At 76.8% G+C, this 17,616-nt stretch carries 16 protein-coding genes; 6 read left to right on the top strand and 10 right to left on the bottom strand.

The features are described from left to right. Window positions 1-45: 45 nt before the first annotated feature. The 4 genes from ABTX81_RS18410 to ABTX81_RS18425 form a co-directional block, all read right to left on the bottom strand. Window positions 46-1,026: a hypothetical protein gene (locus ABTX81_RS18410; RefSeq protein ID WP_350546618.1), complete on the bottom strand. Its 981-nt coding sequence runs from the start codon at window positions 1,024-1,026 to the stop codon at window positions 46-48. A gap of 238 nt (window positions 1,027-1,264) precedes the next feature. After that, complete coding sequence (locus tag ABTX81_RS18415; RefSeq protein WP_350546621.1) at window positions 1,265-2,362, bottom strand: N-acetylmuramoyl-L-alanine amidase; 1,098 nt, start codon at window positions 2,360-2,362, stop codon at window positions 1,265-1,267. A gap of 7 nt (window positions 2,363-2,369) precedes the next feature. Further along, entirely contained in the window at window positions 2,370-3,704 is a 1,335-nt protein-coding gene (locus ABTX81_RS18420; RefSeq protein WP_350546623.1) for a hypothetical protein, read from the bottom strand. Window positions 3,705-3,929: 225 nt separating this feature from the next. Next, a complete protein-coding gene (locus tag ABTX81_RS18425) occupies window positions 3,930-4,586 on the bottom strand; it encodes a class I SAM-dependent methyltransferase (RefSeq protein WP_350546626.1) in 657 nt (218 codons plus the stop codon). 183 nt (window positions 4,587-4,769) lie between these two features. Between ABTX81_RS18425 and ABTX81_RS18430 the strand changes: the two genes are divergently transcribed. Then, window positions 4,770-5,849 carry an alcohol dehydrogenase catalytic domain-containing protein gene (locus ABTX81_RS18430; protein ID WP_350546629.1) on the top strand — a complete coding sequence of 360 codons (1,080 nt, stop codon included), beginning with the start codon at window positions 4,770-4,772 and terminating at the stop codon, window positions 5,847-5,849. Between the two features lie 64 nt (window positions 5,850-5,913). Here the strand turns inward: ABTX81_RS18430 and ABTX81_RS18435 are convergent, their stop codons facing one another. The 4 genes from ABTX81_RS18435 to ABTX81_RS18450 form a co-directional block, all read right to left on the bottom strand. Further along, window positions 5,914-6,081: a hypothetical protein gene (locus tag ABTX81_RS18435; protein WP_350546632.1), complete on the bottom strand. Its 168-nt coding sequence runs from the start codon at window positions 6,079-6,081 to the stop codon at window positions 5,914-5,916. 356 nt (window positions 6,082-6,437) lie between these two features. After that, complete coding sequence (locus ABTX81_RS18440; protein WP_350546635.1) at window positions 6,438-6,581, bottom strand: VenA family class IV lanthipeptide; 144 nt, start codon at window positions 6,579-6,581, stop codon at window positions 6,438-6,440. A gap of 179 nt (window positions 6,582-6,760) precedes the next feature. Continuing rightward, window positions 6,761-8,776 carry a S9 family peptidase gene (locus ABTX81_RS18445; protein ID WP_350546638.1) on the bottom strand — a complete coding sequence of 672 codons (2,016 nt, stop codon included), beginning with the start codon at window positions 8,774-8,776 and terminating at the stop codon, window positions 6,761-6,763. Continuing rightward, window positions 8,773-11,991: a class III lanthionine synthetase LanKC N-terminal domain-containing protein gene (locus ABTX81_RS18450; protein ID WP_350546640.1), complete on the bottom strand. Its 3,219-nt coding sequence runs from the start codon at window positions 11,989-11,991 to the stop codon at window positions 8,773-8,775. The genes ABTX81_RS18445 and ABTX81_RS18450 overlap by 4 nt, the downstream gene beginning before the upstream one ends. A gap of 721 nt (window positions 11,992-12,712) precedes the next feature. On the opposite strand from ABTX81_RS18450, the gene ABTX81_RS18455 reads away from it, so the two are divergent. The 3 genes from ABTX81_RS18455 to ABTX81_RS18465 are packed head-to-tail and all read left to right on the top strand — an operon-like array spanning window position 12,713 to window position 15,484. Further along, complete coding sequence (locus ABTX81_RS18455) at window positions 12,713-13,549, top strand: Nif3-like dinuclear metal center hexameric protein (protein ID WP_350546643.1); 837 nt, start codon at window positions 12,713-12,715, stop codon at window positions 13,547-13,549. A gap of 23 nt (window positions 13,550-13,572) precedes the next feature. After that, a complete protein-coding gene (locus ABTX81_RS18460) occupies window positions 13,573-14,316 on the top strand; it encodes a zinc ribbon domain-containing protein (RefSeq protein ID WP_350546647.1) in 744 nt (247 codons plus the stop codon). Window positions 14,317-14,320: 4 nt separating this feature from the next. Then, window positions 14,321-15,484 carry a bifunctional RNase H/acid phosphatase gene (locus ABTX81_RS18465; RefSeq protein ID WP_350546651.1) on the top strand — a complete coding sequence of 388 codons (1,164 nt, stop codon included), beginning with the start codon at window positions 14,321-14,323 and terminating at the stop codon, window positions 15,482-15,484. Between the two features lie 69 nt (window positions 15,485-15,553). Here the strand turns inward: ABTX81_RS18465 and yaaA are convergent, their stop codons facing one another. Then, window positions 15,554-16,339, bottom strand: a complete 786-nt coding sequence (gene yaaA, locus ABTX81_RS18470; protein WP_350546654.1) for a peroxide stress protein YaaA — start codon at window positions 16,337-16,339, stop codon at window positions 15,554-15,556. A 41-nt stretch (window positions 16,340-16,380) separates the two neighbouring features. Further along, complete coding sequence (locus ABTX81_RS18475) at window positions 16,381-16,878, bottom strand: DUF3995 domain-containing protein (protein WP_350546656.1); 498 nt, start codon at window positions 16,876-16,878, stop codon at window positions 16,381-16,383. A 106-nt stretch (window positions 16,879-16,984) separates the two neighbouring features. Here ABTX81_RS18475 and ABTX81_RS18480 point away from each other — a divergent pair, with 106 nt between their 5' ends. Both ABTX81_RS18480 and ABTX81_RS18485 read left to right on the top strand, forming a co-directional pair. Then, entirely contained in the window at window positions 16,985-17,149 is a 165-nt protein-coding gene (locus ABTX81_RS18480) for a hypothetical protein (protein WP_350546659.1), read from the top strand. Further along, entirely contained in the window at window positions 17,146-17,517 is a 372-nt protein-coding gene (locus ABTX81_RS18485) for a type II toxin-antitoxin system death-on-curing family toxin (protein ID WP_350546661.1), read from the top strand. The genes ABTX81_RS18480 and ABTX81_RS18485 overlap by 4 nt, the downstream gene beginning before the upstream one ends. The last annotated feature ends 99 nt before the right edge of the window (window positions 17,518-17,616 follow it).

The following is a 17,616-nucleotide window of genomic DNA, read 5'->3' on the forward strand; positions in this document are numbered from 1 at the left end:
CGGTCCCGCCCCTTCGCCGTACGCGGCCGGGCCGGCCGCACGGGGTCAGCCGCGCTGGATGCCCGAGGTGTCGCCCAGCACGCCCTGGGTGCCGTCCTGCAGCTGGGCGACCAGCGCGGCGCCGCGCTGCTCGACCGCCAGGTACCAGGTGCCCGGGACGAGCTCGCCGACCGGGGCGCCGGCCGGGTTGTCCTTCGGGGCCAGCTGGCGCGGCGCCGGGACGGCGAACCAGAACGGCGCGAAGTCGGCCGCCGGGGCCGGCTGCGGCTGCGCGGCCTGCTGGGCGGCGGCGTGACGCGCGGCCTCGGCCTCGGCGGCCTGCGCGGCCGCGGCCTGCTGGGCGGCGGCGTCCTGCGGCTGGCCCTGGCCCTGGCCCTGGCCCGGGACCGGCTGGCCGGCCTGCGGGGTCGGGTAGCCGTAGCCGCCGGGCTGGCCGCCGAACGCGGGGGACTGCGCCTGGTTCGGGTCCTGGCCCGGGCCCGGGTAGCCGTAGTGGCCCGGCTGGCCGGGCTGACCGGGCTGGCCCGGGGCCGGGTAGCCGTCGCCGGCCGGGAAGGCGGCCGGAGCGGCCGGGCGGTCGGTGACCAGCGGGGTCTTGAGCACGGGGAGCAGCTGGCCGCCGGCGGCCGCACCGGCCAGGACGATCAGCGCGATGACGGCGAGCCAGGCGCCGATGCCGTGGTCGATGCCCTCCAGGCCGCCGCCGAGCGACCAGAGCGCGGCCCAGAGCGCGGCCACCGAGAAGGCGATGCCCCACTGGTCCAGGCGCAGGCCGAGGATCTGACGGTTCGCGGCCGCCTGGCCCTGGAAGCGCTGGACCAGGATCAGGGCGGCGGCGAGGATGCCGAGCAGGAAGACCGAGGGCAGGACGGGGAACAGGACGCTGTCCCAGGCGTTCGTCGAGGTGTCGCCGCAGTACTTGCCCTTGCAGTCGACGGTCCAGTACGGCAGGAAGGAGGCGATGAAGAGCAGGACGGCCGCACCTGCGACGGCGGCGTCTCCCTTGGTGAGAGCGCGCAGATTCACTAACGTTCCCCTCGTTGGTGTGTCGTGGTCGGCGGTTGTTCGTTGTCCGGCGCTCGGCCGGTGTGGTGTCGGCGCCCGTCCGGTCGCTGACCGGCCGGAAAACCCCGAACGGACCAGAAGCCTAGGGCCAACGGCCGCGCGGGTGCACGGCAGGGCACGGGAATGGGGCGAAGTCGTTGCAAACCACGCGGTTCCGACCAGGTGGTTCCGGCCTCGGCCGCCGGGCTCCGGCGGGCTCCTACCGGGTGGTCAGGAACGCCGTCAGCGCGTCGGCGATCCCCTGGGCGGCCTGCTGGCGCCACTGAGGATCCGTCATCCGGCGGGCGTCCACCGGGTTGCGCATGTTACCGCACTCGATGAACACCTTGGGCACGGTCGAGAGGTTGAGCCCGCCCAGGTCCGAGCGGGTGTCCAGGCCCTGGCTCGCGGTGTAGTCGGCGTACGGCTCGCCGGTCGCCGCCTGGAAGTTCTCGCGCAGCAGCAGGCCGAGGCGGTGCGAGGGGTCGACGATCGCCGAGGTGTTCGCCTTTCCCGCGACCACCTTGGCGGGCATGATCACATGGAAGCCGGTGCCGCTCGCCGGGCCGCCGTCGCCGTGCACCGAGACCGCCGCGTCGGCGTGGGCGGTGTTGCCGATCCGGGCGCGCTCGTCGATGCACGGACCCCAGGGCCGGTCGCCGTCGTGGACCAGCACCACGGTGGCGCCCCGGGCGGCGAGGATCGCGCGGGTCCGGCGGACCACGTCGAGGGAGTACTCGGCCTCGGTGTAGCCGGCGTTGGTGGAGGTGCCGGTGGTGTCGCACTCCTTGCGGGCGTTGCCGATGTCGACCTTGCGGTTGATCTCGGCGGTGTGCGCGAAGCTTCCGGTGTTGTGGCCCGGATCGAGCAGGACGGTGCGGCCGGTCAGGGTGGTGGCCGTGGGGGTGGCGGGGGCCGGGAACGCGGGGTCGGCGGTGGCGGGGCCGGTGGTGGCCGGGGCGGTGGTGGCCGGGGCGGTGGGGTCGGAGGGGGTCGCCCCGGGGGTGGTGGCAGGGGCGGTGGAGGATGCGGCGGCCGCGGCGGTGGGCGGCGGCGCGGCGTCGGGGGTGCCCCGGTCGGGGCCGCCGACGATCTGCCAGCCCAGCCAGCCGGCCAGGCCGAGCGGGGCCAGCACGCCGATCACGGTCACCGTGCGCGGCAGCGGGGACCGGCGGGGCCGGGCGGCCGGTGCGACGGCGGGCGTGGCAGCGGGCGCGGCGTCGTCGGGGGCGCTGTTCTCGGGGGCCTCGGCGTCGAGCGGGTCCATCGGGTCCATCGGGTCGAACGGCTCGGCCGGGTGGCGGGTGGTGCGCGTCACGGGTGGGTCAGATCCGGTCCTGGGTACGGGCGGTGAGTCCGAACTGGTCGGCGATCACCTTCCACTTCGTCACGAAGTCCTTCTTCGCCTGGGTGGCCTGCGGGTTGAGCTCGTCGGCGCGCTTCTTGTCGGCGGTGTTCGGGGCGCTGCCCGAGCAGCCCTGGCCGGCGACCGTCCGGGCCCAGCTCGCGTACGCCCGGTCGATGTCGGCGGACAGCTGCCAGGCGGACTTCAGCGACTGCGCGGCGTCCGCGCCGCCCGGCAGGTCGGTGACGCTCAGCGTGGCCAGCTTGGCGAGGAGCTGGTCGCGCTGCTTGGCGCCGTTGTCGAAGACCTGCGCGGCGGCGTCGATGTCCGGCTTGGCCGGGCAGCTGTTCACCTTGGCGACCGCGTTGCCGATCGGCGCCTTGGCGCTCTCGCCCTGGGTGAGCAGCTCGTCCAGGGCCTTGGCCTGGGACTGCGCGTTGGGCCCGCCGGCGGTCTCGGTCGGGCTGGGGGTCGCGCTCGCCGCGGCGGTGTCGGAGGCGGCCGGGGTCGGCGCGCCGGAGCCGTTGGGGGCCGGGGCGGGCGGCGGGTTCCCGGACGCGTCGGCGCCGCCGGTCGCGGCGGCGGACGGGGTCGTGGGGCCGGCCTGGTCGGTGCCGGACCCCTTGTCCCGGACCGCCCAGAGGATGCCGCCGCCCAGGGCCAGCACGAAGAGCAGGGCGAAGGCGATCAGCAGCGGTGCGCGCCGGCCGGCGGCGCGGTCCTCGTCGTCGGGCTCGGCGTAGCCGGTCGGGTAGTCGTGCTGCGGCTGGTCGTGCTGGGGGTGGTCGTACGGCGCGGGGCCGGACGGCCCGTAGGGGGCCGACTGGTCGTAGCCGGGCTGGTCGTAACCGGGCTGGGGCCGGGCCGGCTGGGGGAGGCCGGGCTGGTAGTGGCCGGGGTGGCCGTACGGGGGCTGGGCGCCGTAGCCCTGCTGGGGCGGGGGCGGGAACGCGGCCTGCTGCGGGTGCCCGGGCTGCTGCGGCGGCTGGTGGGGCGCGCCGTAGGACGGGCCGGCGCCCGGTGTGGCCTGCGGGAACGCCGGGGCGGTCCGGGGCGGCAGCGGGCCGGGGGCGGCGGGCCGCGGCGGCACCGGCTGCGGGATGACGGCCGTCGGGGCGTCGTCGGCGGGCGGTCCGGCCGGCGACTGCGGGGGGCGCGGCGGCGCGGCGGGGGCGGTCGGCGAGGAGGCGGGCATGGCGGGAGCGGCGGGGCTGGTCGGGGCGGAGGGCTGCTGGGGACCGCGCACCCAGCCGCCCGCACCGCCCCGGGCGGTCGGGTCCCAGACCGCCGGAGCGGTGTTCTGCTGGTCCGTCATCTGTGCTGGCCCCCACGGTCGGCCCGGGTGCGCTCCGCCCGGATGCTCTGCTGGTGTCTTGCGGCCGTGCCGCGGTCGCGGGTGTGCGCGACCGCGCGGACACCGTACCGTTCGCGCCCCCGCCCGACAGCCCCGGCACGACGTTAGAGCATCCGTGATCGTCCGTGGGCGGGGTGGGCGGATTCCGGACACCCCGGCCGGGCGGCGGGGTGTCCGGGGGCGGGCTCAGCCGGCGGTGCGGCGGCGCAGGACGCGCAGCGAACCGGTCACCGAGACCTCCTCGAACCCCTCGGCCAGCGCCCGCAGGTACACCCGGTAGGGCGCCTGGCCGCCGTCGGCCGGGTCGGGGAAGACGTCGTGGACCACCAGCAGGCCCTCGGGCGCCAGGTGCGGCGCCCAGCCCTCGTAGTCGGCGGTGGCGTGCTCGTCGGTGTGGCCGCCGTCGATGAAGACCAGGGCGAGCCGGCCGCCCCACAGGGCCGCGATCTGCGGCGAGCGGCCGACCAGGGCGACCACGTGCTCCTCCAGGCCCGCCGCGTGCAGGGTGCGGCGGAACCGGGGGAGGGTGTCCATTCGGCCGACCTCCGGGTCGACCAGCGTCGGGTCGTGGTACTCCCACCCGGGCTGCTGCTCCTCGGAGCCGCGGTGGTGGTCGACGGTCAGCGCCACGGTGCCGGCCTCCCGGGCGGCGGCGGCCAGCAGGATCGCGGAGCGGCCGCAGTAGGTGCCGATCTCCAGCACGGGCAGCCCGGTCCGGCGCGCGGCGGTCACGGCGGCGGCGTACAGGGCGAGGCCCTCGTCGACGGGCATGAACCCGGTCGCGCCCTCGAACGCGGCCAGGACCTCGGGCCGGGGGCGCGCGGTCTCCAGGAGGTCGGACATGGTGCTGCTCCTCGACGGGTGGTCCGGTGTTCTGCTCGCCGTCGGACCTTACTCGACGGTACGCCCCCGTTCCCCCGCTGCCCCGGGTGCGGGCCGGGGGTGGAACGTGTTCCAGTCGGCGGCCTGTGCGCCGTGCCAGAATCGGCGCGACCAGCGATCCGAGACGGACCCGGGAGCCGCCCCATGCGCGCAGCCATCCTGCACAAGACCGGTCAGGACACGCTCGACGTGCGCGACGACGTGGAGGCCGTGGGCTTCGGTCCCGGCAAGGTGCGGGTCCGGCTGCGCGCCGCCAGCCTCTGCCACTCCGACCTCTCGGCGATGAACGGCGTGCTGCCCCAGCCCGCGCCCTTCGTCCCCGGGCACGAGGGCGCCGGGGACGTCGTCGAGGTCGGCGAGGGCGTGACGGACCTCGCCGTCGGCGACCGCGTCGTGCTCTGCTGGATGGCGCCCTGCGGCCGGTGCGCGCACTGCGAGCGCGGCCGCTCGCACCTCTGCGTGGCCAGCCTGCGGCGGCTCGGCACGCCCAACTTCCGCTACGGCGCGGACGGTGAGGCGTCCGGGTTCTACGGCACCGGCACCTTCGCCGAGGAGGTGGTGGTCGAGCGCGACGCGGTGGTCCCGGTGCCCGCCGACCTCCCGTACGAGCTGGCCGCGCTGATCGGCTGCGGTGTGACCACCGGCGTCGGCGCGGCCGTCCACACCGCCCGGGTCGAGCCGGGCGCGTCGGTCGCGGTGATCGGCGCCGGCGGCGTGGGCGTCGCGGCGGTGCAGGGCGCGCGGGTCTGCGGCGCGGGGCGGATCACCGTGGTCGACCCGGTGGTCTCCCGCCGGGAACGGGCGCTGTCCTTCGGCGCGACCGAGGCGCTCGCCCCCGAGGAGCTCAAGGCGGTGGCCAAGGGCCTGCCGGGCGGCGGCTTCGACTACGTCTTCGAGGCGGTCGGCCGCTCGGCCACCGTCCGGGCCGGATACGGCGCGGCCCGGCGCGGCGGCGCGCTGGTGGTGATCGGCGCCGGGGCGCAGGACGACCTCGCGAGCTTCAGCATGGGCGAGCTGTTCTTCAACGAGAAGCGGCTGCTGCCCTCGCTGTACGGCGGCGCGCCGCTGGCCGTCACCGTCGCGCTGGTGGTGGAGCTGTGGCGGGCCGGGCGGATCGACCTCGCGGGGATGATCACGCACCGGGTGGCGCTGGCGGAGGTCAACGACGCGCTCGCGCAGATGCGCGGCGGCGAGGCGCTGCGGACGGTGGTGACGCCGGGCTGAGCGGCGTGGGGCCCGCCGGACGCTCCGGCGGGCCCCACGGCACTGGGCGTTCCCAGGGGGTCGCTCAGCCCTGGCCGGCGGCGCGGTGGCGGCCGTGCGGGTCGGCCTCGGGGCTGTCGTCGGCGGCGGACCGGCCGCGGTGGCGGCCGTGCGACGCGGTGTCCTCGGCCGTGGTCTCGTCGGCGTCGGTCCCGCTGAGGGGTCCGGTGGTGTCGGTGAGGGTGTCGGACATCAGAATCGTCTTTTCCTTGCGAGGGTGCAGGTGTTTCGGCGCCCGGCCGGCACATCGTGGGCGCGGTCGGGGCGCGACCGGTGATCGCGGCCCGTACCCCGGCCGCCACCTTAACCGCCGGAGCGGGCGAGATCCTATCGAGATCACGACCGCCTCCCGGGGAACGGCACGGCCCCGGACCACCCCGAGTACACCGGTGGCGCCGCCGCCCCCAGCCACCGGGTGGAGCGGCGCGAGCACCTGCGCATCGGCCGGCAGCACCCGCTGAGGGGCCGGAGCAGCAAGGTGCCGTCTTCGCCTGTCCGGACAGGCGAAGACGGCACCCGGGCCGATGGGCTACCGGCCGATCGCCACCACTAGCTGATGGTGAAGATCAGACAGGTCAGGATGAGACAGGTGAACTGGCAGCCGCCGCCGTGGCCGGTCAGCTCGACGGACTCGGTCTCCGGCAGCTCCTGCAGCGCCGCGAGGTCGGTCTCGAAGTCCAGCATGCTCTCCATGATCGGGTTCCTCCCCTTGGTGGTCGCGCCCGCCGCGACCTGCGGTGCGGGCGCTGTACTGGTGCTCCCCGGGGCGGCTCGGTGCGCCGCCGCGGGGTGTTCCCGGCCGCGCAGGGCCGGGCGGCCCGGGCCGCGAAGGGGCCCGGGAGTCCGTGGGTGAAGGTGGCCGGCGGGAGGGACTACCCCGGCCGGCCGGTGCGCAGGAACGTGGCGAGCAGTTCGTGCAGCACCGCGCCGCCCTCCTCGGCGAGGACCTCGTGCCCGGACCCCGCCGCCTCGACGTAGCGGAAGTCGGTCCCCTCCGTACGTCCGATCCGCAGCAACTCGTGCCGCAGCGAACGGGATTGGCTCACCGGGACGACCTCGTCCCGGTCGCCGTGCACGACCAGCAGCGGCGCGTCGATCCGGTGCGCGAGCTGGAGCACGTCGCGCGGCCCCCGGGCGTCCGCGATCGGCTCGCCGCCGCCCAGCCGGGTGGTCAACGCCCTGACGGGGGACGAGGCTTCGGCCAGCAGCCGGCCGCCCGACAGGAACGGTGCGACGACCGCGCAGCGCGTCACGTGCTCGGCGGGCGCGTGCGCCGCCGTCAGCAGCGCGAGGAACGCGCCGTAGCTGACCCCGAACAGGGCCGGCGGCTCCAGGCCGAGCGCGGCGCGCTGGCCGGCGACGGCCTCCAGCAGGTACAGCACGTCGTCGAGGTCAGGCCCGCCCCAGGCGCCCCGGATGGCCAGCGCGTGCGCCAACCCGTAGCCCGTGGACCCGCGCTGGTTCGGCGCGAGCACGGCCAGGCCCTCGGCCGCCATCCGCTGAAGCGCCGGGTCGAACTCCAGCCGCCAGGCGTCCGCCGGGCCGCCGTGCAGCGCCAGCACCAGGTGCGGGCTGCTCAGCCAGGCGTCCCCGCCGTACACCACCGCCTCCAACGGTCCCGCCGGGCCGGCGAGTTCGAGGCTCTGTGCGGGAAACCAGCGGCCGCCGTCACCGGGCTCGGCCGAGCCGTCCAAGCGCCAACCCCGCGGTGGCGCACCGGATCTCGCGCGGCCCATGGCGCCGGGACGCCAGGGCAGGACGGTGTCCCGCCAAGGGCCGGGCAGGCCGGAGCCGAGCGGCGCCAGTTGCAGCGGCAGCGGCACCGGAGCCGGGGTGGGCGCGGTGGCCGCCGGTCCCTGCGCCAGCAGCGCGTCCACGTCCAGGGTGGCGAGCGCGGCCGGGTGGTCGGGCGCCGAGTACGGCATCCGCAGCCCGCCCGCCGACCAGTGCCCCACCGCGCCGAGCCGCCCCGGCGGGACGGGCAGCGGGTCCAGCCGTCCGGCGGCCGGCCGCCACAGCGCGAGGGAGCAGCCAGCGCCGTGTTCGACCTGGACGGCCACCCGGGCCCCGTCCGGGCCCGGGCGCAGCGCCACCGGTCGCAGGAACATGCCCTCGACGTGCAGGGTCTCCGGGAAGCGCAGCGGTTCGCCGTCGCCCAGGACGCCCCAACCGATCCGGTCGGTGCCGGGCGCGTCACTGCGCACCATCGCGAACCGGCTGTCCGGGTCGAACAGCACCAGCCGGTCGTTGCTGCGCTCGCCGATCTCCAGCAGCGGGGTGACGGTGCCGCTGCGCAGGTCGAGCACCACGGTGCGGACCAGGCCGTCGCGCACCCGGTCGAGCGCCAGCAGCGTGCCGGTGCGGTCCAGCCAGACGCCCCCGCCGTGCAGGCCCGGGATCTCGGCGACCTGCTGCGGCGCGGAGCCGTCGGCACGCACCAGCCAGACGGTGGTGGCCGGCCGGGTGTCGCTGCCGAGGGCCAGTGCGACCGGCGCCCGGGAGTCCGACGGCGCGCCCTCCGGGAGCGGCAGGAGGCGCAGGCCGGGCATCCGCAGGGTGGTCAACGGCTGTTCGGCGGTGGTGGGCCGGCCGTCCTGGTCGGTGCCGGCGCGGAGCGTCACCAGGTCGTGCCGCTCGCCGTCGTGCCGGCAGACCAGCACCGAACCGTCCGGCAGGGCGACCAGTTGGGAGCGGAAGCTCTCGAAGCGGTTGCCCGGCAGGTGCAGCCCGGTCGGGACGGCGGGGCCGTCCGCCGGGAGGCGCCAACTCTCCACGTACCAGCCGCCGTCGGCGGCGGAGGCGAGGCAGGCGGCGTGGCTGCCGTCGGCGGCGAAGGTGAAGCTGAGCCGGCGCAGTGCCTGGGTGGCGGCGCGGGTGACCACGGTCATGTCGTCACCGCCCCGGCCGGGTTCGGAGCCGGGGCCGGGACCGGGTCCACCCAGAGCCGCGGGCCCCCGTGCCGCAGGCGCAGCAGGAAGGCCAGCGCGCCCGTCGTCCCGGTGCCGTACGCGGGGGCGGATCCGGTGCCGGTCTCGTCCGGCAGCACCAGCAGGCCGTCGCGCAGCGCCGACCGGGCGGCGATGAGGGTGCCCAACTCGGCCGCAGCGGTGCGGAATTCCGGATCGCCGGTGGCTTCGGCGAGGTCGAGCAGGAACTCTCCGTCGCCGGCCAGGCCGTGGCAGGCGGTGATGCCGCTGTGCCAGCGTCCGGCGGTCACCGCCCGGCCGGCGGCCACGGCCAGCCGGTGCGCGTCGGTGTCGCCGGTGGCGCGCCAGAGCCGGAGGAGGAAGGTTCCTGCGCCGGAGGACCCGCTGCACCAGTGGGCCAGCCGCACGTGGGCGGGGTCGTCGGCGCTCTGCGGCCACCAGGCGGCGGGGCCGGCGCCGTGGTCCGGGTCGAGGCGGGCGGTGGCGGCGAGGGTGCGGCCGGCCGCGAGCGCGCCGTCGAGGAACGCGCGGTCGCCCGTGGCGTGGGTGGCCGCCAGCAGGAACGTGCCGACCCCCGCGACCCCGTGGGCGAAGCCGAGGTGGGTGATCCCGGCGAGCGCCGAGTCGAAGTCCTGCGGCACCGGCCACACGGTGCCGTACGGCGCCTGCCGCGCGGCGGCCAGCAGGCCGTGGCCGCAGCGGGCGGCCCGGTCGAGGAATGCCGTCGGGTCGATCGTGTCGCCGGGGAATTCCTCGGCGGTGAAGCGGAGTTGGAGGAAGCCGGCGCCGGCCGCACCGTGGCAGACGTCGGGGTTGGGCCACTCGACCGCTATCCGGGTCGCCAGCCCGGCCGCTCGCCCGGCCAGGGCCCGGTCGTCCAGCGCGCGGGCGGCGTCCAGCAGCGCCCAGGCGGCGCCCGACCGGCCGAAGTGCAGGCCGGGCAGCACCACCGGCTCGGCGGCGCACCGGCGTTCGATCCACTCGGCGGCGGTCCGGGCGGTCACCCGGGCGGTCTCCCGGACGTCCTCGGGCAGGCCGGCGGTCACGACGGCCCGGGCGAGCACGGCCAGCACCCCGGCCGCGCCGTGCTGCACGTTGCACGGGTCCGACCGCTCGCCGGCCGGCACCACGGGCCAGAGCCGGTCCCGCCGCGCCGGCGTGGCACTGACGGCCAGCTGCCGCAGCCCGTCGTGCAGCACCCGGTCGAGGACGGCCGCCGAGCCGTTCCCGCCGCTCGCGGCACGGCGAACGCGCGAAGGGCCGTGCGGGGACTCCCAGCTGGTGCCGGCGGAGGACGGGCCGTCGGCGCGGGCCGCGTTCGGGGGCAGCGGCACGTTGTCGGCGGCCTCGGCCTCCCCGGTGATGCCGAGGGCGACGGGGGCGGTTGGCGGGTTGCCGGTGCGGGGCGGGTCCGGCGGCGGGACGGCGTCGGCGTGCGGGTCGTTCGTGGGCTCTGCTGCGGCGCCGAGGTTGGCGCCGGTGCGGGCCGTGTTCGGGGGCGGCGGCACGTTGTCGGTGTGCGGGGCGTAGCTGGGCTCTGTGACCGGGGGCTCCGTGTCCCAGCGCGTGGAAGGGGCTCCGGCCTCCTCGCCGTCACCGCCCGGCGCGGTCGCCAGGGCCTCCCGTACCCGGGCCGTGGGCCAGCGGAGCTGCGGGGTCTCGGCGCGGAGGCCGAGGACGGACGGGGCGAGGCGGTGGGCGGTGGTGCCGCAGCGGGCGGCCAGGGTGAGCCAGCGGCCGAGCCGGTCGGCGACCGGGCGGGCGTGCGGGAGGTCTTCGGGCAGCAGCGGGTCGTGACCGGTGGCGAGGAGGAAGAAGAGCCCGCCGAGCGCGTACAGATCGGCCTCCGGTTCGGCCGTGCGGACGCCCCCGCCCTCCCCGCCGTCCCCGGCGACCAGGGCGAGCCGCCCCGGCCCCTGCTCGGGGGCCCGGTAGCCGGGGGTGCCGGCCGAACCGGCGCGGCTGCCGGCCTCGGCGGCCAGCTCCAGGTCGACCAGCCGCAGCGAGCCGTCCGGCTGGACGAGGACGTTGCCGGGGGAGAGGTCGCGCAGGACGAGGCCCTGCTCGTGGACCCGCTCGACGAGGTCGAGCAGGGCGTGGGCCATCGGTCCGGCCTCGGCCCAGTCGACGTCGGGACTGCCGTCGCGGCGCAGCCGGGCCGCGACCCAGCTGCCCAGCGGCTGTCCGGCGATTCGTTCCTGCACGAGGAAGAGTGAGTCGTCCTGTTCGACGAGTTCGACCGGGCGCGGCGCCAGCTCCTGGCCCTCCAGCCGGGCGAGCAGTGCGGCCTCGTGCCGCAGCGCGGCGCGCGCGTCCGTGCCGGCGCGGTCCACCTCGATGTGCGCGCGGGCCTGCTTGACCACGACCTCGGCGCCGCCGTCGGTGTCCCGGCCGAGGAAGACGCCGCCCTTGGCGCCGTGCCGGATCGCCCCGGTGACCACGTACCGCCCGGCGAGCAGCACCCCGCCGCTGCCGCGCCGCCGCGCCGCCGGCCGGCCCGCGCCCGGCCGGTACCCGGACGCGGCGCCGTACCCGCCCCGACCGCCCGCGCCCCCGCCCGCGACTTCGTCCGGCGCCCCCGCCCCGTCGGCGGCCAGCGGGTCCCGCGCCCACGGCGGGCACCGGTACGCCGCCCCGCGCACGTCCTCGACCCGCTCGCCGCCCGGCCCGCGCAGCATCGACCGGTACCCGCCGTCGTTGCCCAGCTCGGCGCGGGCCGCGATGGCCCCGTACCGGTAGTGCACCAGGCTGCCCGGCCGGTACGGGCGGTCGGAGAGCACCACGGGACCGGGCAGGCCGTCGGTGGCCCGGTGCAGCGCGGCGGCCAGCCGCCGGAACTGCGCCTCGCCGGCCGGATAGACGGTGATGAACTTGCCGGCCGAACCCCGGTCGCTGTTGCGCGAGTTGAGCTGGTGCAGCCGCTCCTGCGAGGCCGCGAACTTGAACGCGCACGGGTCCTCGGCGAGCACCTCGGTGACGGCCGCGAGCACCGCGCCGCCGACCGCCGAGGCGGCGCTGACGTGGAGCTTCCAGCCCTCCTCGGGCAGCTCGCCCGCGGACGGCCTGGCCGTGCACCAGAAGCCCTCGACGGTGACCCGCCAGCCGGCCTGCCCGTCGGCCCGCGCGTCCCCCTCGCCTCCCCGGCCTCCGGCGGCGGCCAGCGCCGTCCGCGTCATCCCGGGCCACTGGCCGGCCGCATCCGGCCCGTGGTCCGCCGAGCCCGTCCCTCCGGCCGTACGAAGCGAGGTGCCCGCCTCCATTCGCCACCACATCCCTTCGTCTGGTGCCCGCGCCCCGCCGGTGCCCACGGCCCCGGCTCCGGGGCACGCGGCCACGGCCTGAAATCGGTTCCTCGGAAATGCCCCGGGTGTGCTGCCCGGCGGCGCCGACACCCTCGGCACCGCCCCGGCCGCGTCCGCCGCCGGGCCCGGTCCGCCCTGCTCGGCCGGGCCCGTACGTCCGGCGGAGCGCCCCCCGGCCCCCGGACCGGCTCCCTGGTCGGGTCGTCGGCCGGGCGACCGGTCGGGGGGCCGGCCGGGACAACCGGCCGGGCAACTCCCGTTCGCAGAAGTGAAGTTACGTTCGGTAGCGAGGGATGCTCAATCCGAAGCCGGTCACTTCACTCGTAAGGGTGATCCGGGCGCCGTTTCGAATTCGTGCGAACGGCCCGGTGTGCGCGGTGCACGCCCCGTCCCCCGGCGCGGAGCGCCGCCGGCCGCCGGTCGAACGGGGCCGCGCCGCCCGCCCGCGCATGCCGCGCCGCAGGTTGACGCGCAGCCGTACGCCCCACCCGCCGGCCGACCCGTCGGCCGAACCGCCCGCCCACCGACCGCCCGACCCGCCGCAGCCGGAGAACCGGCGGACCGCCCCCGCCCGCGCGCACGGTAGTCTCGACAGGTGCCGAAACTGTCCGACGTCATCACCGCCCTCGAAGAGCTGTACCCGCCGCAGTGGGCGGAGTCCTGGGACGCCGTCGGCCTGGTCTGCGGAGACCCTCAGGCCGAGGTCCGCCGCGTGCTGTTCGCCGTCGACCCCGTACAGGTGGTTGTCGACGAGGCCGTCGAGTGGGGGGCCGACCTGGTCGTCACCCACCACCCGCTGTACCTGCGCGGCACCACCACCGTCGCCGCGACCACCTTCAAGGGCCGCGTCGTGCACACCCTGATCCGCAACGGGATCGCCCTGCACGTGGCGCACACCAACGCCGACCACGCCGACCCGGGCGTCTCGGACGCGCTCGCCGAGGCGGTCGGCGTGACCGTCACCGGCCCGCTCGTCCCGGACCCGACCGACCCGCTGGGCCGGCGCGGCACCGGGCGGGTCGGCCTGCTGGAGCCCCCGCTGACCCTCGCCGTGTTCGCCGCGAAGGTCGCCCGGCGGCTGCCGGCCACCGCCGCCGGCGTACGGGTCTCCGGTGACCCGAACCGCCTGGTCAGCCGGGTCGCGGTGTGCGGCGGCTCCGGCGACAGCCTGTTCGCCGAGGTGCGCGCGGCCGGCGTGGACGCCTACCTGACCGCCGACCTGCGCCACCACCCGGCCTCCGAGGCCGCCGAGGCGGCGCCGGTCGCCCTGGTCGACGCCGCGCACTGGGCCACCGAGTGGCCCTGGCTGCCGCTGGCCGAGCGGGCGCTGCACGGCGCCGCCGAGAAGCACGGCTGGACCGTGGAGACCCGGGTCTCCCGCACGGTCACCGACCCGTGGACCGCGCACGCCCCCATGTCCTTCCCCGCCTGACCCGATTCACAGGAGCTCTCCGCTTGAACGCCGCGCCCGCCGACCAGATCCGCCTGCTCGACCTCCAGGCCATCGACTCCAAGCTCGACCAGCTGGCCCACCGGCGGCGCAGCCTGCCCGAGCACGCCGAGATCGACAAGGTCACCGCCGACCACACCGCCCTCAAGGACCTGGTGGTCGCCGCCCAGGCCCAGCACGGCGACACCACCCGTGAGCTCACCAAGGCCGAGCAGGACGTGGAGCAGGTCCGCACCCGGGCCGCCCGCAACCAGCAGCGCCTGGACTCCGGCGCGATCACCTCGCCCAAGGACCTCGAGAACCTCCAGCACGAGATCGGCTCGCTGGCCAAGCGCCAGGGCGACCTGGAGGACGTCGTGCTGGAGATCATGGAGCGGCTGGAGTCCGCCCAGACCCGGGTCACCGAGCTGGGCGCCCGCCTGGAGCACTCCACCGTCGTGCTGACCGAGGCCGAGGGCCGCCGGGACGCCGCGTACGCCGAGATCGACGCCGAGGTGGAGAAGGTCAAGCGCGACCGCGAGGCCGTCGCCGCCGTCGTCCCGGCCGACCTGATGAAGCTCTACAGCAAGCTGCGCGAGACGCAGGGCGGCGTCGGCGCGGCCCGGCTGTACCAGCGCCGCTGCGAGGGCTGTCGCACCGAGTTCTCGATCACCGAGCTCAACTCGATCAAGGCCGAGCCGGCCGACAAGGTGGTCCGCTGCGAGAACTGCTCGCGGATCCTGGTCCGCACCGCCGACTCCGGCGTCTGAGCCGGTGACGGCGCGCAGGTTCGTCGTCGAGGCGGACGGCGGCTCCCGGGGCAACCCGGGGCCGGCCGGCTACGGCGCGGTGGTCCGTGACGGCGACACCGGGCAGATCCTCGCCGAGGCGGCGGAGTTCATCGGTCACGCGACCAACAACGTGGCCGAGTACAAGGGGCTGATCGCCGGCCTGCGCGCCGCCCGGGAGATCGACCCGGGGGCCTCGGTGGACGTCCGGATGGACTCCAAGCTGGTCGTCGAGCAGATGTCCGGCCGGTGGAAGATCAAGCACCCGGACATGCAGCCGCTCGCCGCCGAGGCCCGCGAGGTCTTCCCGCGCGGACAGGTCCGGTACACCTGGATCCCGCGCGAGAAGAACAAGGAGGCCGACCGGCTCGCCAACGAGGCGATGGACGCGGGCAAGGCCGGCCGCCAGTGGGAGCCCCGGCCCGCCGCCGCACCCGCGCGGGCCGCACTCGCGCAGGCCGCCGAGGAGCCCGAGCCGCTGGAGACCGCCGCGCCCAAGGCGGGCTGGGCGGCCCCCGCGGACCTCGGCACCCCGACCACCCTCGTCCTGCTCCGGCACGGCGAGACGCACCTCACCCCGGAGAAGCGGTTCTCCGGCAGCGGAGGCACCGATCCGGAGCTCTCCGAGAAGGGCCGCTGGCAGGCCGAGCGGGCCGCCGAGGCACTCGCCGCGCGCGGCTCGATCCAGGCCGTGGTCGCCTCGCCGATGCGCCGCACCCGGCAGACCGCGGAGGCCGTCGCCGCCCGGCTGGGCCTGGACGTCCGCTACGAGGAGGGGCTGCGCGAGGTCGACTTCGGCGCCTGGGAGGGGCTGACCTTCGCCGAGGCGCGGGAGCGGTACCCGGACGACCTCACCGCGTGGCTCGGCTCCACCAAGGCCCGGCCGACCGGCGGCGGTGAGAGCTTCGCGACCCTGACCCACCGGGTCGGAGTGGCCCGGGACAAGATCCTCGCCCGCTACCCCGGGAAGACCGTGCTGGTGGTCTCGCACGTCAGCCCGATCAAGACGCTGGTCCGGCTGGCGCTCGGCGCGCCGCCGGACTCGCTGTACCGGATGGAGCTGTCCGCCGCCTCGTTCTGCGCCGTCCAGTACTACGCGGACGGCAACGCCTCGCTGCGGCTGCTCAACGACACCGGGCATCTGCGCTGAGAAGCCGGGACACGCCGGGGGCCGGTCGGATCGACCGACCGGCCCCCGGCGCGTGGTACCCGGCGCGCCTCAGTGCAGCTCGGTGACCACCACGTCCAGTTGCCACGGCTTGCGCGCGGTGCCCTCGGCGGCGACCTCCACCCGGTGACCCAGCGCGAGCAGCGCGTCCAGCAGCTCGCCCGGCGTCTTCGGCTCGGCGCCCGCCACCAGCAGGTCGCGGACCAGCCGCCCCTTGGTGGCCTTGTTGAAGTGGCTGACAACGGTCCGCCGGCCGTCGCGCTCCTGGAGCACCCGCACCGTCGCCGTCCGGGACACCAGCTCGCCGGCCGGCTTCCAGGCCGCCGCGTAGGCGGAGGAGCGCAGGTCCAGCACCAGGCCGTCGGCGACCTCCGGCAGCACCTCGGCCATCGCGCGCCGCCAGTACGCGCCGAGCGCCCCCGGGCCGGGAAGTCTCACACCCATCGAGCAGCGGTAGGGCGGGATCCGGTCACCGATCCGCACCGCGCCCCAGAGGCCGGAGAAGACCAGCAGGCTCCGCTCGGCCCGGCCGTACGCGGCCGCGTCCAGCGTCGCCAGCCCGAGGTTGTCGAACAGCACCCCGGTGTACACCTGCCCGGCCGGGAACGCCCCCGCCGCCGGCAGCCCCGCGTTGCGCGCCACCTCGCCGCGCAGCCCCGGGCTCAGCCCGAGCACCTCGGCGGCGGCGTCCTCGTCCCCGCGGCACAGCGCGACCAGCGACTCCAGCACCTCCGCCCGCGCCGCCGTCAGCCCGGGCAGCGACAGCCCGTCGAGCGCCACCGGCACACCGTCCCCGGACGCGGCCTTCCCCTCCGAGGGCGGCAACAGCACCAGCACGACGGACTCCTCCACGCTCCACGGCCACGAACCACGCCACCCTACGCAACCGACCCCCGCGCCGGGAAACGGCTGGTCACCGCCGCTCCGGCGCCGAGCGCCAGGCAGAGCGGCGCGTAGCACCGGGTGTCCATCCGCCGGAACCGCTCGCTGCTCGGGCCGAGCCCGAGACCGGACACCACCAGCCCGCCGGCCCCGCGGGCCAGCAGCACCGCCGACACCGTCCGCACCCCCGCCCGCCGCAGCCGCGCGGGCCCCACCGCCGGTGCCACCCCGGCCTCCGCCGCCACCAGATACGCGGCCGCGCCCAGCGCCCCGGCCACCGCCGCGCAGGCCGCCGCCGGAGGGACGCCCTCGCCCGTGCCGACCAGGGTGTCCGCGAACTCCTCCGGCGTCCGCAGCGGCCACGTCGTCACCGTCCAGAGCGCGTGCAGCGCCCCGGCCGCCGCGAGCCCCCCGGCCACCGCCGCACCCACACCCCGGGTCACCGCGCCCATCGCCCGAACCTCCGCCCCGCCCGACTCCTCGACACCGCCCACGCTATAACCCCTTACACGCCGGCCCCGCGCGGAAAACCGCTGGCCGGCGCGAGCCCGCCGGCCCTACTGTCGGGCCGGACCGGCAGTGACGACCGAGGAGCGTGCCGTGACGACCCCGCACCCCCTGGACCGCGTCCCCGACGACGGCACCGTGGCGGAGGAGCCGCCCGCCGAGCGGCCCCCGGCCACCCGCGCCGAGCGCCGCGCCGCCCTGGTCCACCGCATCCGGGAGGCCAACGCGGAAACCCTGGAGAGGCTCAAGGACCTGTGATCGACTACCTCGACCTGGACGACGTCGGCTACCTCGCCGGCGGCCCCCGGAACATCCGCGACCTCGACGCCCTGCACTCCGCACTCGGCCGCCCCCGGGCGAGCCTCTTCGGCGCGGACGCCTACCCCGACGTGTGGACCAAGGCCGCCGCGCTCGGCCAGAGCCTCGCCCGCAACCACCCCCTGATCGACCGGAACAAGCGCACGGCCTTCGAGGCGATGCCGCTGTTCCTCGACTACAACGGCGAGCCGTACACCGACCCCGGCCCCGACGAGGCCGTGGCCTTCGTCCTCCGGCTGGCCACCGGCGGCTACGACGACAGCCTCACCCTCGCCGCCGCGGACCTGCGCACGCTCCTCGGCCGCTGAACGCGCCGCCGCCGTCGATGTGGAGGACGGTGCCGGTGACGAAGGGGCTGGTCATGGCGAAGTGGACGGCGCGGGTGAGGTCTTCGGTGGTGCCGGTGC

The organism is Kitasatospora sp. NPDC097605 (genome assembly GCF_040302725.1).
Taxonomy (GTDB): Bacteria; Actinomycetota; Actinomycetes; order Streptomycetales; family Streptomycetaceae; genus Kitasatospora.

Excerpts from the sequence above, each read along its gene's own strand:
- ABTX81_RS18420 (WP_350546623.1), bottom strand. The coding sequence starts at position 3,704 with ATGACGGACCAGCAGAACACCGCTCCGGCGGTCTGGGACCCGACCGCC.
- ABTX81_RS18425 (WP_350546626.1), bottom strand. The coding sequence starts at position 4,586 with ATGTCCGACCTCCTGGAGACCGCGCGCCCCCGGCCCGAGGTCCTGGCC.
- ABTX81_RS18430 (WP_350546629.1), top strand. The coding sequence starts at position 4,770 with ATGCGCGCAGCCATCCTGCACAAGACCGGTCAGGACACGCTCGACGTG.
- ABTX81_RS18435 (WP_350546632.1), bottom strand. The coding sequence starts at position 6,081 with ATGTCCGACACCCTCACCGACACCACCGGACCCCTCAGCGGGACCGAC.
- ABTX81_RS18440 (WP_350546635.1), bottom strand. The coding sequence starts at position 6,581 with ATGGAGAGCATGCTGGACTTCGAGACCGACCTCGCGGCGCTGCAGGAG.
- ABTX81_RS18445 (WP_350546638.1), bottom strand. The coding sequence starts at position 8,776 with ATGACCGTGGTCACCCGCGCCGCCACCCAGGCACTGCGCCGGCTCAGC.
- ABTX81_RS18450 (WP_350546640.1), bottom strand. The coding sequence starts at position 11,991 with ATGACGCGGACGGCGCTGGCCGCCGCCGGAGGCCGGGGAGGCGAGGGG.